General features: G+C 73.1%; 13 protein-coding genes. 9 read left to right on the top strand and 4 right to left on the bottom strand.

Translation table 11 applies throughout. From position 1 onward, the window contains the following. Nucleotides 1-9 precede the first annotated feature (9 nt). The 3 genes from GH723_RS15870 to groL all read left to right on the top strand — a co-directional run bounded on the left by GH723_RS15870 (nt 10) and on the right by groL (nt 3356). Nucleotides 10-1272, top strand: coding sequence for a pyridoxal-phosphate dependent enzyme (locus GH723_RS15870; RefSeq protein WP_153760563.1), 1263 nt, complete (start codon nt 10-12; stop codon nt 1270-1272). 39 nt (nt 1273-1311) lie between these two features. Beyond that, a complete protein-coding gene (locus GH723_RS15865) occupies nt 1312-1587 on the top strand; it encodes a ubiquitin-like small modifier protein 1 (RefSeq protein WP_153760562.1) in 276 nt (91 codons plus the stop codon). A 140-nt stretch (nt 1588-1727) separates the two neighbouring features. Beyond that, complete coding sequence (gene groL, locus GH723_RS15860) at nt 1728-3356, top strand: chaperonin GroEL (RefSeq protein ID WP_153760561.1); 1629 nt, start codon at nt 1728-1730, stop codon at nt 3354-3356. A 54-nt stretch (nt 3357-3410) separates the two neighbouring features. Here the strand turns inward: groL and ypfJ are convergent, their stop codons facing one another. From ypfJ to GH723_RS15845, 3 genes are all read right to left on the bottom strand, one after another. Next, on the bottom strand, nt 3411-4301 hold the full coding sequence (gene ypfJ / locus GH723_RS15855; RefSeq protein WP_153760560.1) for a KPN_02809 family neutral zinc metallopeptidase: 891 nt from the start codon (nt 4299-4301) through the stop codon (nt 3411-3413). Between the two features lie 87 nt (nt 4302-4388). Continuing rightward, on the bottom strand, nt 4389-6416 hold the full coding sequence (locus GH723_RS15850; RefSeq protein WP_153760559.1) for an S-layer homology domain-containing protein: 2028 nt from the start codon (nt 6414-6416) through the stop codon (nt 4389-4391). Between the two features lie 14 nt (nt 6417-6430). Then, nucleotides 6431-8461 carry an S-layer homology domain-containing protein gene (locus tag GH723_RS15845; protein WP_153760558.1) on the bottom strand — a complete coding sequence of 677 codons (2031 nt, stop codon included), beginning with the start codon at nt 8459-8461 and terminating at the stop codon, nt 6431-6433. Nucleotides 8462-8540: 79 nt separating this feature from the next. Here GH723_RS15845 and arsC point away from each other — a divergent pair, with 79 nt between their 5' ends. Beyond that, complete coding sequence (arsC, locus tag GH723_RS15840; RefSeq protein WP_153760557.1) at nt 8541-8894, top strand: arsenate reductase (glutaredoxin); 354 nt, start codon at nt 8541-8543, stop codon at nt 8892-8894. 1 nt (nt 8895) lies between these two features. Continuing rightward, nucleotides 8896-9384 (top strand): FABP family protein, encoded by a 489-nt coding sequence (locus GH723_RS15835; protein WP_153760556.1) that lies wholly within the window; start codon nt 8896-8898, stop codon nt 9382-9384. Here the strand turns inward: GH723_RS15835 and GH723_RS15830 are convergent. Then, nucleotides 9344-10546: an MFS transporter gene (locus tag GH723_RS15830; RefSeq protein WP_195210369.1), complete on the bottom strand. Its 1203-nt coding sequence runs from the start codon at nt 10544-10546 to the stop codon at nt 9344-9346. The two genes, GH723_RS15835 and GH723_RS15830, sit on opposite strands and share 41 nt — an antisense overlap. A 120-nt stretch (nt 10547-10666) precedes the next feature. Here GH723_RS15830 and GH723_RS15825 point away from each other — a divergent pair, with 120 nt between their 5' ends. The 4 genes from GH723_RS15825 to GH723_RS15810 are packed head-to-tail and all read left to right on the top strand — an operon-like array spanning nt 10667 to nt 14815. Further along, nucleotides 10667-11038, top strand: a complete 372-nt coding sequence (locus tag GH723_RS15825; protein ID WP_195210368.1) for an HNH endonuclease — start codon at nt 10667-10669, stop codon at nt 11036-11038. 38 nt (nt 11039-11076) lie between these two features. After that, a complete protein-coding gene (locus GH723_RS15820; RefSeq protein WP_153760554.1) occupies nt 11077-11880 on the top strand; it encodes a formate dehydrogenase accessory sulfurtransferase FdhD in 804 nt (267 codons plus the stop codon). Then, entirely contained in the window at nt 11877-14132 is a 2256-nt protein-coding gene (locus tag GH723_RS15815) for a molybdopterin-dependent oxidoreductase (RefSeq protein ID WP_153760553.1), read from the top strand. Before GH723_RS15820 ends, GH723_RS15815 begins: the two co-directional genes overlap by 4 nt. Then, nucleotides 14129-14815: a chlorite dismutase family protein gene (locus GH723_RS15810; RefSeq protein ID WP_229022882.1), complete on the top strand. Its 687-nt coding sequence runs from the start codon at nt 14129-14131 to the stop codon at nt 14813-14815. Before GH723_RS15815 ends, GH723_RS15810 begins: the two co-directional genes overlap by 4 nt. Nucleotides 14816-14895 lie beyond the last annotated feature (80 nt).

Here is a 14895-nt window from a genome sequence, read left to right as displayed (position 1 = left end):
GATGGCGGGATGACCGACCGGACGCCCCCGGCGCAGGACGACGCCGTGCTGCGCTGCCGCGAGTGCGGACATCCCGCCCCCGCCGACGGACCCCAGTACTGCGACCGGTGCTTCGGCCCGGTGGAGGTCGTCCTCTCGACACCGCCGGGACCCGGCGTCGAGCTGCGCGGCGCGGTCGATGCCGGACCGACCACCGTCGCCAGGTGGGCGCCGCTGCTGCCGGGCGGCCTCGACCTCGTGGGGGCCGCCGCGGGCGGGACCCCGCTGCGCTCGGCGCCGGGCCTCGCCGCCGACCTCGGCGTGGCCGAGGTGTGGCTGAAGGACGAGACGGCGAACCCGACCGGGTCGTTCAAGGACCGCGTCGTCGACGTGGCCATCGCCCGGGGGGTGGCGACGGGACGCCGCGTCGTGGCGTGCTCCTCGACCGGCAACCTCGCCCGGGCTGTCGCCGCCGGAGCGGCGCGCCGAGGGCTCGCCGCGGTCGTGCTCGTCCCGGCTGCGCTCGAGGCGGACCGCGTCGACCTCCTCGTCCGCCTGGGCGCCCACGTCGTCCGGGTGGACGGTGGCTACGACGACGCCAGCCGCGCGGCGGCCGAGGCCGCGTCGGAGCTCCACCACTGGTCGTGGGTCAACGTCAACCTCCGGCCCTGGTACGAGCTGGGTGCCCGCACGACCGGCTGGGAGGTCGTCCGGCAGCTCGGGTGGATGTGCCCCGACCGGATCGTCGCGCCCATGGCCTCGGGTGCGTTGGCGCGCGCGCTGCACGACGGGGTGGCGCACCTCCTCGACCTCGGGCTCGTCGACGGCCCGCCGCCACGCCTGACGGTCGCCCAACCTGCCGGCTGCGCGCCCGTGGCCGCGGCGTTCGACGCCGGGGCGACCGTCGTGCGACCGGTGCGCCCCGGCACGGCGGTGGCGTCGCTCGCGATGGGCGATCCGCCGGACGGCGACGCCGTGCTCGCGGCGGCGCGGGCCACCGGGGGCGCGGTCGTCGCCGTCGACGAGGACGCGGTGGGCCCCGCCACGGCGCGGCTCCACGCTCGCGGTGGGCTCTCGGCCGAGCTCGCGGGCGGTGTGGTGCTCGCCGGCCTCGAGGCGCTGGCGGCGCGCGGGGAGCTGCAGCGGCACGAGCGGGTGGTCGCCGTCGTGACCGGCGCAGCGGCGTGGGCGCCGCCGGCCGAACTGGTGTCGCCAGCGGGGGCCAACTGTACGATCGAGCCGTCGGTGGGGGCGCTGATCGAGGCCCTCCCGCCCGAGATCACCCGGGCCTGAGATACGGGTCCCCCGCCCTTCACCTCACGAGGAAACCCCATGAGCGTCACCGTCCGTGTCCCCACCACGCTGCGCACCCTCACCACCGGTGCCTCCGAGGTCACGGTGGAGGGGGAGACCCTCGCCCAGGTCATCGAGAACCTCGAAGCCGCGCACCCGGGCTTCCGGGAGCGTCTGCTCGACGAGGAGGGGAACCTCCGCCGCTTCGTGAACGTGTTCGTCGCCGACGACGACGTGCGCTTCCTCGACGGGCTCGACACCAAGGTCCCCGACGGCGAGACCGTGTCGATCATCCCGGCCGTCGCCGGGGGCTGATCCCCGCTCGCGTCGTCCCCCTGCGGCTCCTTGCGGCGCCGCCGCCACGGTGGTTGGATTGGCACTCTCAGGATTAGAGTGCCAATCGGCCGAGACGGCCGGCCCCGATCGGGGCTTCCTGCAACGGAGGACGACCAGCGATGGCGAAGCAGATCGCGTTCGACGACGAGGCCCGGCGCAAGCTCGAGAGCGGGATGAACCAGCTCGCGAACGCCGTGCGCGTCACCCTCGGCCCGAAGGGCCGCAACGTGGTGCTCGACAAGAAGTGGGGCGCCCCCACGATCACCAACGACGGCGTCTCGATCGCGAAGGACATCGAGCTCGAGGACCCCTACGAGGCCATCGGCGCGAACCTCGTCAAGGAGGTCGCGAAGAAGACCGACGACGTCGCCGGTGACGGCACCACCACGGCCACGGTCCTGGCCTGGTCGATGGTGCGCGAGGGGCTGCGCAACGTGGCCGCCGGCGCCAACCCGATGGCGGTCAAGCGGGGCATCGAGGCCGCGGTCGAGGCCGCGGTGGCCGCGATCCGGGACCTCGCCGTCGAGATCGACGACAAGTCCCAGGTGGCCCAGGTGGCCGGCATCTCGTCGGCCGACCCGGAGATCGGTGGTCTCATCGCCGACGCCATCGACAAGGTCGGCAAGGACGGCGTCATCACCGTCGAGGAGTCGCAGACCTTCGGCATGGACCTCGACTTCGTCGAGGGCATGCGGTTCGACAAGGGCTACATCTCCCCGTACTTCGTCACCGACGCCGAGCGGATGGAGGCCGTCCTCGACGACCCCTACATCCTCTTCGTCGGCGGCAAGGTCACGAGCGTCCGCGACCTCGTGCCCGCGCTCGAGAAGATCATGCAGGCCGGCAAGCCGCTGCTCATCGTCGCCGAGGACGTCGAGGGCGAGGCGCTGGCCACGCTCGTGGTCAACAAGATCCGCGGCACGTTCACCTCGGTGGCTGTGAAGGCCCCCGGCTTCGGTGACCGCCGCAAGGCGATGCTGCAGGACATGGCGATCCTCACCGGCGGCCAGGTGATCTCCGAGGAGGTCGGCCTCAAGCTCGAGAACACGACCCTCGACCTCCTGGGCCAGGCCCGCAAGGTCATCGTCACCAAGGACGAGACCACCATCGTCGAAGGCGGCGGGTCCGAGGACGACGTGAAGGGCCGCATCGCCCAGATCAAGGCCGAGATCGACACGACCGACTCCGACTACGACCGCGAGAAGCTCCAGGAGCGCCTGGCCAAGCTCTCGGGCGGCGTGGCCGTGCTGAAGGTCGGTGCCGCCACCGAGGTGGAGCTGAAGGAGAAGAAGCACCGCATCGAGGACGCCGTCAGCACCACCAAGGCGGCGATCGAGGAGGGCGTGGTCGCCGGCGGCGGCGTCACGCTGCTGCGGGCCCAGGAGAAGGTGCTGGCCGCCGTCGACTCGCTCGGCCAGGACGAGGCCACCGGGGCCCGCATCGTCGCCCACGCCCTCGAGGAGCCGATCAAGCAGATCGCGGTGAACGCCGGGATGGAGGGCGGCGTCGTCGTCGCCCGGGTGCGCGAGCTGTCCGGCCACGAGGGCCTCAACGCCGCCACCGGCGAGTACGAGGACCTGCAGAAGGCCGGCATCATCGACGCCGCCAAGGTCACCCGCTCGGCGCTCGAGAACGCGGCGTCCATCGCTGCCCTGTTCCTCACCACCCAGGCTGTGGTCACCGACGCCCCCGAGAAGGAGGGCGCCGGCGGTGGCATGCCGGGCATGGGGGGCATGGAGGACTTCTGATCCCTCCAGCTGTGTGAACGTCGACGGGGCGCCCTGCGGGGCGCCCCGTCCGCGTCAGAGCTCGGAACCGGCGATGGAGAACGTGTCGCAGGTGGACGGGTCGCCGCTGTCGTAGCCGCGCTGGAACCACCGCTGGCGCTGCTCGGCGGAGCCGTGGGTCCACGACTCCGGCGTCACGCGGCCCTGGCTCATCTCCTGGATCCGGTCGTCGCCGATGACCGACGCCGCGTCGAGCGCGTCGGCGATGTCGGCCTGGGTCAGCGGCTCGATGATGCCGTCGGGACCCGATGCGTTGGCCGCCCAGGCGCCTGCGTAGCAGTCGGCCTGGAGCTCGGCCCGCACGCTGCCCGACGTCGGGCCGGTCTCGCCGTCCCTCGAGCGCTCGAGGTCGCCGGTGAGGTTCGAGATGTGGTGGCCGTACTCGTGGGCGATGACGTAGGCCTCGGCGAGGGGGCCGCCCTGGGCGCCGAACCGGTTGCGCAGCTCGTCGTAGAACCCGAGGTCGATGTAGATCGTCTGGTCGGCCGGGCAGTAGAAGGGGCCCACCGCGGACGTGGCGTTGCCGCACCGGGTGCTCACCGCGTCGGTGAAGAAGACCGTCGTCGCCTGCTGGTACCCGTCGAGCCCGTCCTGCCAGTACGCCTGCACGCTGTTGACGACGGCGACGATCCGGCAGTCGTCGCGCTCGTTGGCGTCGGCGCCGGTGCGGCACTCGTCGGACAGGTCGTTGGGCTCGCCCTGTTGGACCTGCAGCCCGTCGAGCGACTCGAGCGCCTGCGCGAGCCCGCCCCCGCCACCGCCGCCGCCCCCACCGAAGAGGAGGAGGGCGAGGAGGATGAGGCCGCCGATGCCGCCACCTCCGATCGCTGCCGCCCCGCCGGCCCGCATGCCGCGGCGGTCCTGGACCTGGGATGCGTCGAGACGGGCGTTCTTCCGGAACCTCATGGGCTTCGGTCCTTCGGGCGGGCGCTGAGCGCGGGACGAGTCGGCCCGGACGGTACCCCCGGGGGCAGCGGGTGGAACCTGTCGTCGCTAGTTGGTGGCGGCGCGGTGCAGGAGGGTGATGGTTTCGGCGCGGGTGATGGGTCGGTCGGGTTGGAACTGGTTGGTGCCGCCGACGCCGGTGGTGAGGCTGTCGTTGCGGGCCCAGGACAGGGCGCGGTCGTAGAAGGCGCCGGGGGTGGTGTCGTCGAAGCCGTGGGCGGGGGCGCCGCCGGGGGATCCGGCGTAGCGCCACAGGAGGGTGATGGTTTCGGCGCGGGTGATGGGTCGGTCGGGTTGGAACTGGTTGGTGCCGCCGACGCCGGTGGTGAGGCCGTCGTTGCGGGCCCAGGACAGGGCGCGGTCGTAGAAGGCGCCGGGGGTGGTGTCGTCGAAGCCGTGGGCAGGGGCGCCGCTGGGTGAGCCGGCGTGGCGCCACAGCAGCGTGATGACCTCGGCGCGGGTGATCGCGCGGTGGGGTTGGAACTGGTCGGTGCCGCCGACCCCGGTGGTCAGCCCTGCGGCTTGGGCCCAACCGACCGCGGCGGTGAAGAACGTGCCACCCGGCGTGTCGGAGAACGTCGGGGCGCCGGCGGGCACCCGCACGGTGCGCGGCGCGGAGGTGGGGCTGGTGCCGGCGGTGGTGGTGGCGGTGACGGTGCAGGTGTAGCGCACGCCGATGGCAGGTTCGAAGGTGGCCGAGGTGGCGGTGGTGGCCCGCTCCACGGTCTCGAGGTCACCGACCGGGGGTTGGGGGTCGGGGGTGCAGACCAGGTCGTAGCTGTCGATCGGGAGGCCGCCGGTGTCGTCGGGCGGGTCCCAGCTGACCGTCACCGTGCCGTCGGGGTTCGGTGTCGCCGCGGTGATCGTCGGCGCCGCGGGGTCCGCCACCGCCCGGAAGAACACCGGCTCCGAGACACCGATCGACCCGGCGATGCCCATCTCGGTCGCGAACGCCACCGCCACGTAGTCGTGGCCCGGAGCGAGCGGCGGCAGCTCCGCCGACCACGAGATCCCACCGCCCACCGGCGCGGTGACGGCGGGGAACGACACCGGCTCCAGTTGGCTGCCGTCGATCGGGACCCACTGCTCCTCGTACCCGTCCCATGCCGTGCCGTCTGTCGCGTCATAGAGCCACAGGCTGGTGCTTCCGACGCCGTTGCCACCCGGGTCGGGTAGGTCGTCGGCCAGCCCGGACAGCTGTCCGCCGACCGCGGGCTCCGTCGGTCCGGGATCCGTGACCGTGACGACAGGCGGCTCCACGTCGAACGACTCCGTGTACGCCTGGTCGAGGTCGAACGTCACGACGCCGGGCTGGTCCTGGCCGTCCCAGATCATCGAGGCCATCGCGGTCGGATCGTCGGTGCCGAACCAACTCCCGTGGAGCTCGGCGTAGGCGTCCTCCGCCGGCCCCGACACCGCGAGCGCACAGCCCGTGCCGTCTGCAGTGCACGGTCCTGATGGCGGCTCGACCACGTTGCTGTGGAAGAACATCGATTCGGCGACGACGCCACGCTCGAAGCCGGAGAGGTGAGCGGCGGTGACGATGACGTGCCCCTCGACGACGGCGAGGGTGTCCGTGTCGCGGACGACACCGAAGTTCAGCCAGATCGTGCCTGCGTCGGGTCCGCCGGTGATCGCGGTGGCGTTGTCCTCGAAGGTCGCGAACACGGGCACCACCGTCCCTCGTTCGACGTGGATCGCAGCACCGGTCGCCCCGCGAAACGTCGTCGTGAAGAGCTCGGCCTGATCGAACGCCGGAGGCGTCGCGGTGCTGTCGACGACGATGCCGGCGGGGAGGTCGAAGGTGGCGCCGTCGGTGCGGATGGAGCCGTTGACGAGGAGCTGGTGGTCGGCCTCGGAGGTGACGGTGGTGCCGGGGGCGATGTAGAGGTGCCCGTCGGGCGGGACGATCACGTCGGCGGTGAGGACGTAGGGGCTGTGGTCCGGGGTCCACACGGTGGTGCCCGAGCCGAGGGTGCCGCCGATCTCGGTGCCGGCGGTCTGGCTCGATGCCGGGGCCGCGGCGAGGAGGGAGACGATCAGGGCGAGGACGAGAGCCGCCGTCGTGCGTCGCATCGTGGTGGGTGCTCCTAGTTGGTGGCGGCCCGCCACAGCAGGGTGATGGTCTCGGCGCGGGTGATGGGTCGGTCGGGTTGGAACTGGTTGGTGCCGCCGACGCCGGTGGTGAGTCCGTCGTTGCGGGCCCAGGACAGGGCGCGGTCGTAGAAGGCGCTGGGGGTGGTGTCGTCGAAGCCGTGGGCGGGGGCGCCGGTGGGGGATCCGGCGTAGCGCCAGAGGAGGGTGATGGTTTCGGCGCGGGTGATGGGTCGGTCGGGTTGGAACTGGTTGGTGCCGCCGACGCCGGTGGTGAGGCTGTCGTTGCGGGCCCAGGACAGGGCGCGGTCGTAGAAGGCGCTGGGGGTGGTGTCGTCGAAGCCGTGGGCGGGGGCGCCGGTGGGTGAGCCGGCGTGGCGCCACAGCAGCGTGATGACCTCGGCGCGGGTGATCGCGCGGTGGGGTTGGAACTGGTCGGTGCCGCCGACCCCGGTGGTGAGCCCTGCGGCTTGGGCCCAGCCGACCGCGGCGGTGAAGAACGTGCCACCCGGGGTGTCGGAGAACGTCGGGGCGCCCGTCGCCACCCGCACAACCCGAGGGGCCGACGCCGGCCCGGTGCCGGCGTCGCTCACGGCGCGCACCGTGCAGCTGGTGCGCACCCCGAGGGCCGGCGCGACCGAGGCGGTCAGGCTCGAGGTGGTCGCCGTGCGCTCGGCGACGGCGAGAGGAGGAGTCGGCGCCGCGACGCACGAGAGGCGGTACTCGTCGACCGGCGGGCCGTCGCCGGGGGAGGCCGCGGTCCAGGTGAACGTCACCCGGCCGTCGGACCCGGTGGTGGCGCCGGTGATCGTCGGTGCGGTGGGCGGGTCGAACGTGCGGAAGGCGACGGCGTTGGACGCGCCGAGGCGGCCGACCTGCCCCTTCGGCACCACGAACGACTCGGTGGCGACGACGACGGCGAAGTAGTCCTTGCTCGGCTCGAGCGTCGGCAGGTCGAGGGTCCAGTCCGACGTGCCCGACCCCGCGTAGGCGAGCTGGCTCTCCTCGAAGGGGGCGAACGCCACCCACTGCCCGAGGTCCTCGTTCCACACGGTGCGATCGGTGGCGTTGAACACCCAGGCCGCAGGCCCGAGGACGCCGCTGTCGTCGATGGCGTCGCCGGTGAGCTGGGCCGTCTGGGCCGGCAGCTGCGGCTCCGGCGCGTTCACGGTGACCGTCGGGGGCTGGGCGTCGAACGTCGCGCTCTCCGGCGCGGTGATCGACACGGCGCCGAGCGTGGCGTCGTCGGCCTGGTCCCAGACGAAGCCGGCGAGCGTGACCGGGTCGTCGCTGCCCAGCCACGAGCCGTCGATCGACCCGCCGGCGGACGAGGTGACGACGATGGCGCAGGCCGGCGCAGGGGACGGGCCGGGGCCGCAGTCGATCGTGTCCTCGACGACGGAGTCGACCATGGTGACCTCGCCGGCGTGGATGCCGGTGGTGAACCCGCCGGCGACGTAGGTGTCGATCAGTGCGAGCTCGCCGTCGACGTCGGCGACGCCCGAGACGTGGGTGATCTGGCTCCGGGACACGAGGATCGGATCGGCGTCCGGCCCGCCGACGAGGCCAGCACCCGAGTCGGTGATCGTCACGTCGGCGAGTCGCACGGAGCCGTCGTCGACCTGCACGGCCGCACCGGCGGCACCCCGGACCGTCGTGATGTCCAGCGCGAGGTGGTGGTCGCCGGCGCCGAGAGGCTCGGCGCTGTCGACCACGATGCCGCCGGCCAGGTCGAAGGTCGCGGCCGAGGCGCGGAGGCGCCCCTCGACGACCAGGCCGTGGGAGGGGTCGGTCGACGTCACCACGGTGCCGGGCGCGACGTAGAGGGTGCCCCCCGCCGGCACGGTGACCGGGCCCGACAGCTCGTAGGGGCTCTCGTCGGGGGTCCACGAGGTGAGCCCGGTGGGGAGGGTCCCGCTGACGTCGGTCGGGGCGGCCTGGACCGCGGCGCCCCCCGGCGCCAGCGCCAGCCCCGCGACTGCGACGACGAGCGCCACCACCGGACGCCACACGTGCCGTACCGCCATCCTCGCTCCTTCGAGTTGCCCACGCAGACCGCCGGTGCGGCGACTCTAGGCGCGCAGCCATCCGCCTACCATCGGTGCCGTGACCGAGATCCGACTGCTCCACAACCCCCAGTGCTCGAAGTCCCGCTCGGCCCTCGACATCCTGCAGGCCGCCGGCGCCGATCCCGAGGTCGTCCGCTACCTCGACCATCCGCCGACCCGGGCCGAGCTCGAGCACATCGTCGACCACCTCGACCGTGACCCGGCCGAGCTCGTCCGCAAGGACAAGCACTTCAAGGACCTGGGCCTCGATGCAGCGGACTACACCACCCGCGACGCCGTCATCGAGCTGCTGCTCGAGCACCCGCGCCTGATGGAACGACCGGTCGCGGTCAAGGGCGACCGGGTCGTCCTCGGCCGGCCGCCGGAGCTCGTGAACGACCTCATCGACTGACGTGCCGCACCGAGCTCTCCCCGAGGGGGTCCACCCCGACTGCCGCGACCTGGTGCCGCTCCTCGGCACCTGGCACGGACGCGGCGACGGCTCGTACCCGGGGATCGACGACTTCTCCTACGAGGAGGCCGTCCAGTTCGAGACGAACGGCAAGCCCTTCCTCGCCTACCGGCAGCAGACGGTCGTGCCCGGCACGACCACCCCGATGCACGCCGAGTCGGGGTTCTGGCGCCCGGTCCTCCCCGACCGGGTGGAGGTGGTCCTCGCGCAGCCGACCGGCATCGCCGAGGTCTACGAGGGCACGGTCGACGAGGGGATCATCCAGCTCCGCAGCACGACGATCTCCCGCACCACGACCGCCAAGCACGTCGAGGTGATGGAGCGGACGTTCCGGATCCACCACGACACCCTCCGCTACGACGTGCGGATGGCCGCGATGGGGCAGCCGCTCACCCACCACCTCTCGGCCGAGCTGCAGCGGGTCGACTGATCCGCCGGAGCGTGCCGTCGAGGACGGCGAGCACGACCGCCAACGCGAGGAGCGAGGGACCGACCCGCTCGAGGTCGGCCTCGGCGAGCACGCCGATCGCCGCCGGCAGCCCCGAGGCGCCGATCGCGGCCACCGAGAACTGGAGCCCGACGACGTCCGCGGTCCGTGCCGCGCCCACCCGACGCGGCGTGAGGAGCACCAGGCTCGGGAACACCCCGGCGAGGCTCAGCCCGAGCAGGGGGAAGCCGACGGCGCCGGCACCTCCCGGGTCGACCCAGATGAGCGCGGTGCTGACGAGTGCGCCGACGATCCCGCCCGTCATCACCGTCTCGGCGCGGAGGTCGCGCCCCACGACGCCGAGGAGCGCACGGCCGGCCGTCACCCCCGCCCAGAACGACGTCGCCCAGAGGCCGGCCGCCCTGTCCTCCATCCCGCGCCCCTCCGTCAGCAGCGAGAACGCCAGCACCCCCGCACCCACCTCGAGGCCGGTGTAGACGAAGAAGCTCAGCACGGACAGGACGACGACGGGGCTGGCGAGCCCGTGCCGCAGCTGTCCATCGGCGGTCGTCGACACGACGTCGACGTCGTCCTCCTGCGGGCGGGCCATCCAGTCGTCCCGCGTCACGAGGAAGGCCAGTAGGAGCCCCGCCTGGACGAGCAGGTACACGGCGTAGGGGATCCGCCACGAGCCGCCGGCGTCGAGCACGACGGTGGCGATGAACGGTCCGCCGGTCGCGCCGATGCCGAAGCTGGCGTGGAGCAGGTTCATCGCCCGGGTGCCGTGGTGGACGGCGAAGTGGGCGTTGATGCCCGGGTCGATCGCGCCCGCGGCGACCCCGCCGAGGAGCGAGCCGAGGACGAGGAACGGGAAGGTCGGCCCGAACAGGTAGAGCGACAGGGACGCCACGTAGACCGCGCTCGCGCCGGCGAGCATCCGACCGGCGCCGACGCGGGACACGATGCGGCCGGACAGCACGCTGGCCGGCAGGTAGCCCACCGTGAGCGAACCGAGCAGGAGGCCGAGGGCGGAGAGCGGGCGGTCCATCTCGGAGCGGATCGAGGGCCACGTGACGCCGAGGGTCGCCTCCGGCAGGCCGAGCCCGATGAACGCCGCGAACCCGATCCAGACGACCGCAGGGACGGCTGCTCTCCTCGTGCGCACGGACCCAGTCTGCGGCTTGCGGGGGCGATGTCGCCCACGGGCTGGCGCGATCGCCCCCGCGGGGTCGTGGGAAGGCGGCGATCACCCGGTCGGGCGGACGTACGGGCCTACTCTCCGGACATGCCGGTGGATCGGAGTCGACGGGCGCGCGCGGCGCGCAAGCGCCGACGGCGGATGGCCCGGGTGGACCACGACCTCGACGCTGCGCAGTGGGCGGCGCTCACCGAGGCGTGGGGCGGGTGCGCCTACTGCGGAGCGGCCGACGGTGCCCTCCAGAAGGACTGCGTGCTCGCCCTCTCCCGGGGTGGGCGCTACACGCTCGACAACGTCGTGCCGGCCTGCCGGTCGTGCAACGCGAGCAAGTGCAACGACGAGGTCACCGGGTGGATGCGACGCAAGCGCCTGGACGAGCGCACCTTCTTGCTCCGCCACCACGAGATCCGCGCTGCCCTGCTCGAGCGGTTCCCCGCCCCGCCCGAGCCGTCCCCGTAGCGCGAGAGGAGCCGGGGCGGCGCCGGTAGCCTCGACGGGTGGCTCGTGGCCGGACCGAGACGTTCCTCACCCGCACCTTCGACGGGGACGTCGGCGGTCGCCGCCCGGACCAGCTCGTGGTCGAGGAGCCGCTCGAGATCCGCCTCGACGACGTCCTCGTCGCCACCACGATGCGCACGCCGGGCCACGACTTCGAGCTCGCCGCGGGGTGGTGCCACGCCGAGGGCCTGCTCGCCGGGGCCCCGGTCGAGACCATCCGCTACTGCGCCACGGGGTCGGCGGTCGAGACCGGCTTCAACGTCGTCAGCGTCTCGACCCGTGGCCGTGCGCCGACGCCGGCGCCCCGGCTCACCGCATCGTCGTCGTCGTGCGGGCTCTGCGGCTCCGACTCGATCGACGACCTGGTCGACCGCATCGGGCCGATCCCCGGGGCCGACGCGTTCCGCCCGGAGGTCCTCGCGGGGGTCCCCGAAGCGATGCGGGAGCACCAGGGCCTGTTCGATGCGACCGGGGCGGTCCACGCGGCGGCGGCGTTCGACGCCACGGGCCACGTCGCGGTCGCGCGCGAGGACATCGGTCGCCACAACGCCGTCGACAAGGTCGTCGGGCGCCTCCTGCTCGACGGGCGGCTCCCGGCTGCGGGGCTCGGGCTTGCCGTCAGCGGTCGAGCGTCGTTCGAGATGGTCCAGAAGGCGTGGGCCGCGGGGTTCCCCGCGGTCGTCGCGGTCAGCGCCCCCTCGGCCCTCGCGGTGCGGACCGCACGTCGGGCGGGCATGACCCTGGCCGGCTTCGCGCGTGACGGCGCGCTACGGATCTACGCCGGGCCGGAGCTCGAGGGATGACCCGGCCGGAGAGGAGCCGTCGACGCCTCCACCCCGAGCTGTGGGTGGGCCTCTCCCCGAACGGGATCGGCCAGCAGAAGCCGAACCACTACCGCGAGATGCTCGAGGTCGCGGTCGACAACCTCCGCCGTCCGGCGTACGCGATGAAGGTGCTGCGCAAGGGGGTGTGCGACGGCTGCGCCCTCGGGGTCGCCGGCTTCCACGACTGGACGATCGACGGGGTGCACCTGTGCACCACCCGCCTGCGCCTCCTCGAGGTCAACACCGCCGACCCGCTCGACGAGGACCTGCTCTCCGACGTGGGCCCCCTCCGTCGCCGATCGGGCACCGAGCTGCGCCGCATGGGACGCCTCGCCCACCCGATGCGCCGACGGCGGGGCGAGCCCGGCTTCCGACGGATCACCTGGGACGAGGCGCTCGACGCGCTGGCCGACGGGCTGCGGACGGCGCCGCCCGAGCGCTCGGCGATCTACCTGACCAGCCGTGGCCTCACCAACGAGACGTACTACGTGGCGGGGAAGGCGGCGCGGGCCATGGGCATCTCGTCGGTCGACTCGGCGGCGCGGGTCTGCCACGCCCCGTCCACGCTCGGCCTGAAGGAGACGATCGGCGTGGCGGCGTCGACCTGCTCGTTGCAGGACGTGATCGAGAGCGACCTCGTCGTGCTGTGGGGGACGAACCCGGCCAACAACCAGCCGGTGTTCATGAAGTACCTCTACCTGGCTCGCCGACGTGGGTGCCGCGTCGTCGTCGTCAACCCGTACCTGGAGCCCGGGCTCGAGCGCTACTGGGTGCCGTCCAACGTCGAGTCGGCGCTGTTCGGCACCAGGATGTGCGACCTGCACGTGCCGGTCCGGCCCGGCGGGGACGTCGCCTTCGCCAACGCCGTCCTGAAGGTGATGCTGCGCCGGGACGCCGTCGATCGCGAGTGGGTCGCGGCCCACGTCGAGGGCTGGGACGAGCTCGTCGCCGCGCTGGCCGACCAGGACCTCGACGACCTCCTCGACCAGGCGGGCCTGACGCACGACCACGTCGAGGCGTTCGTCGACGAGTACGCCGCGGCCGGGTCCGCCGTCCTCGTGTGGTCGATGGGGATCACCCAGCACCGCGACAGCGTGGACGGCGTCCGGGCGATCGTGAACGTCGGCCTCGCTCGGGGCAACGTCGGGCGCGACGGCGCCGGCCTGATGCCGATCCGCGGCCACTCCGGCGTGCAGGGCGGCGCCGAGATGGGCGCCTACGCCACGGCGTTCCCCGGTGGCGCCACGGTCGATGCCGCCAGCGCGGGACGCCTCGCCGAGCAGTGGGGGTTCGACGTGCCGTCGGAGCCGGGGCTCACGGCCCCCGAGATGATCGAGGCGGCCGAGCGGGGCGACCTCGACGTGCTGTGGGCGAGCGGCGGCAACTTCCTCGACGTCCTCCCCGAGCCGCCGCGGGTGGAGGCGGCGCTCGGCAACGTGCCGCTCCGCGTGCACCAGGACGTGGTCGTCAGCTCGCAGATGCTCGTCGACGGGGACGACGTCATCCTCCTTCCCGTCGCCACCCGCTACGAGCAGGAGGGTGGCGGCACGTCGACGACCACCGAGCGGCGCGTGGCGTTCTCGCCCGAGATCCCGCGGCGGGTGGGCGAGGCCCGCAGCGAGTGGCGGCTCTTCGCCGACGTGGCCGGCCGGGTCCGCCCCGACCTCCGCCACCGCTTCTCCTGGCCGACCAACCGGGACCTCCGGGTCGAGATCGCCGAGGTCGTCCCCGCGTACGCCGGGATCGAGCACCTGTCCGACACCGGCGACGCCGTCCAGTGGGGCGGTCGGCACCTGTGCGCGGGCGGCGCGTTCCCGACGCCGAGCGGACGGGGTCGAGCCACGGCCATCACGCCGCGCCGCCCCGAGCTCCCCGAAGGGGCGTTCACCGTGGCCACCCGGCGCGGCAAGCAGTTCAACTCGATGGTCTGGTCCGACACCGACCCGCTCACCGGCGCCGGCCGCCACGCCGTGTTCATCGACGAGGCCGACGCGGCGCGCCTCGGGCTGGCGCAGGGGGACCGGGTGCGGCTCGCGAGCGACGTCGGCTCCTTCGACGGCACCGTCCACCTGGCCCGCCTGCCGCACCGCACCCTCCAGGTGATGTGGCCCGAGGGGCAGGCGCTGATCGGACACGGGTCCGCGCACCGCGAGCCGGCCTCCGCGATCCCCGACTACAACGCCGTCGTGACGCTCGAACCGCTCGGTGCCGTCGGTACGGTGGAGCCATGACCGAACCACTGTCGCCCTCCGTCGGTTGGGGTGTGCTGCACCTCTTCTTCCGGGTCACGCCCGACACGCGCCGTGCCGAGGTGGAGGCGGCCGTGAAGGAGGCCGAGGCCGCCGGTGACCAGGCGATCCCCGTGGCGATGCTCGGGCACAAGGCCGACCTGGCGGTCATGGCTCTGTCCGAGGACCTCTGGCGGCTACGGCGGCTGCAGACCGCCCTCGTCGGTGCCGGACTCGAGCTCGTCGACTCCTACACGTCGCTCACCGAGCTGTCCGAGTACGCGCAGGGCGTGCCCGAGGAGATGCGCCAGGCGCGCCTGCACCCGCAGCTCCCGCCGGAGGGCAAGACGGCGTGGTGCTTCTATCCGATGTCGAAGCGGCGCAACGTCGGCGCCAACTGGTTCACGCTCGAGTACGACGAGCGCAAGGAGCTCATGTACGAGCACGGGGCGTCGGGCCGGAAGTTCGCGGGCCGGATCCTCCAGGTGATCACCGGCTCGACCGGCCTCGACGACTTCGAGTGGGGCGTCACCCTCTTCGGCGTCCACCCCGACGACCTCAAGGCCGCGGTCTACACGATGCGCTACGACACGGCGTCGGCCCTCTACGGCGAGTTCGGCGCCTTCTACACCGGGATGGTCGCCCCGCTCGGCGACGTGCTCGACCGGGTCGGCATCGAGGCCTAGCAGCACGTCCGCGGCACCGCCGCGGCGGCTGCACCTGACGCCGTACGGTCCCGACCTGTGGGAGTGGCTACTGTGTGCCG

It is taken from the genome of Actinomarinicola tropica, assembly GCF_009650215.1.
Taxonomy (GTDB): Bacteria; Actinomycetota; Acidimicrobiia; order Acidimicrobiales; family SKKL01; genus Actinomarinicola; species Actinomarinicola tropica.
This window is presented reverse-complemented; position numbering and strand designations above follow the sequence as displayed.

Excerpts from the sequence above, each read along its gene's own strand:
- GH723_RS15870 (WP_153760563.1), top strand. The coding sequence starts at position 10 with ATGACCGACCGGACGCCCCCGGCGCAGGACGACGCCGTGCTGCGCTGC.
- GH723_RS15865 (WP_153760562.1), top strand. The coding sequence starts at position 1,312 with ATGAGCGTCACCGTCCGTGTCCCCACCACGCTGCGCACCCTCACCACC.
- groL (WP_153760561.1), top strand. The coding sequence starts at position 1,728 with ATGGCGAAGCAGATCGCGTTCGACGACGAGGCCCGGCGCAAGCTCGAG.
- ypfJ (WP_153760560.1), bottom strand. The coding sequence starts at position 4,301 with ATGAGGTTCCGGAAGAACGCCCGTCTCGACGCATCCCAGGTCCAGGAC.
- GH723_RS15850 (WP_153760559.1), bottom strand. The coding sequence starts at position 6,416 with ATGCGACGCACGACGGCGGCTCTCGTCCTCGCCCTGATCGTCTCCCTC.
- GH723_RS15845 (WP_153760558.1), bottom strand. The coding sequence starts at position 8,461 with ATGGCGGTACGGCACGTGTGGCGTCCGGTGGTGGCGCTCGTCGTCGCA.
- GH723_RS15825 (WP_195210368.1), top strand. The coding sequence starts at position 10,667 with ATGCCGGTGGATCGGAGTCGACGGGCGCGCGCGGCGCGCAAGCGCCGA.
- GH723_RS15815 (WP_153760553.1), top strand. The coding sequence starts at position 11,877 with ATGACCCGGCCGGAGAGGAGCCGTCGACGCCTCCACCCCGAGCTGTGG.
- GH723_RS15810 (WP_229022882.1), top strand. The coding sequence starts at position 14,129 with ATGACCGAACCACTGTCGCCCTCCGTCGGTTGGGGTGTGCTGCACCTC.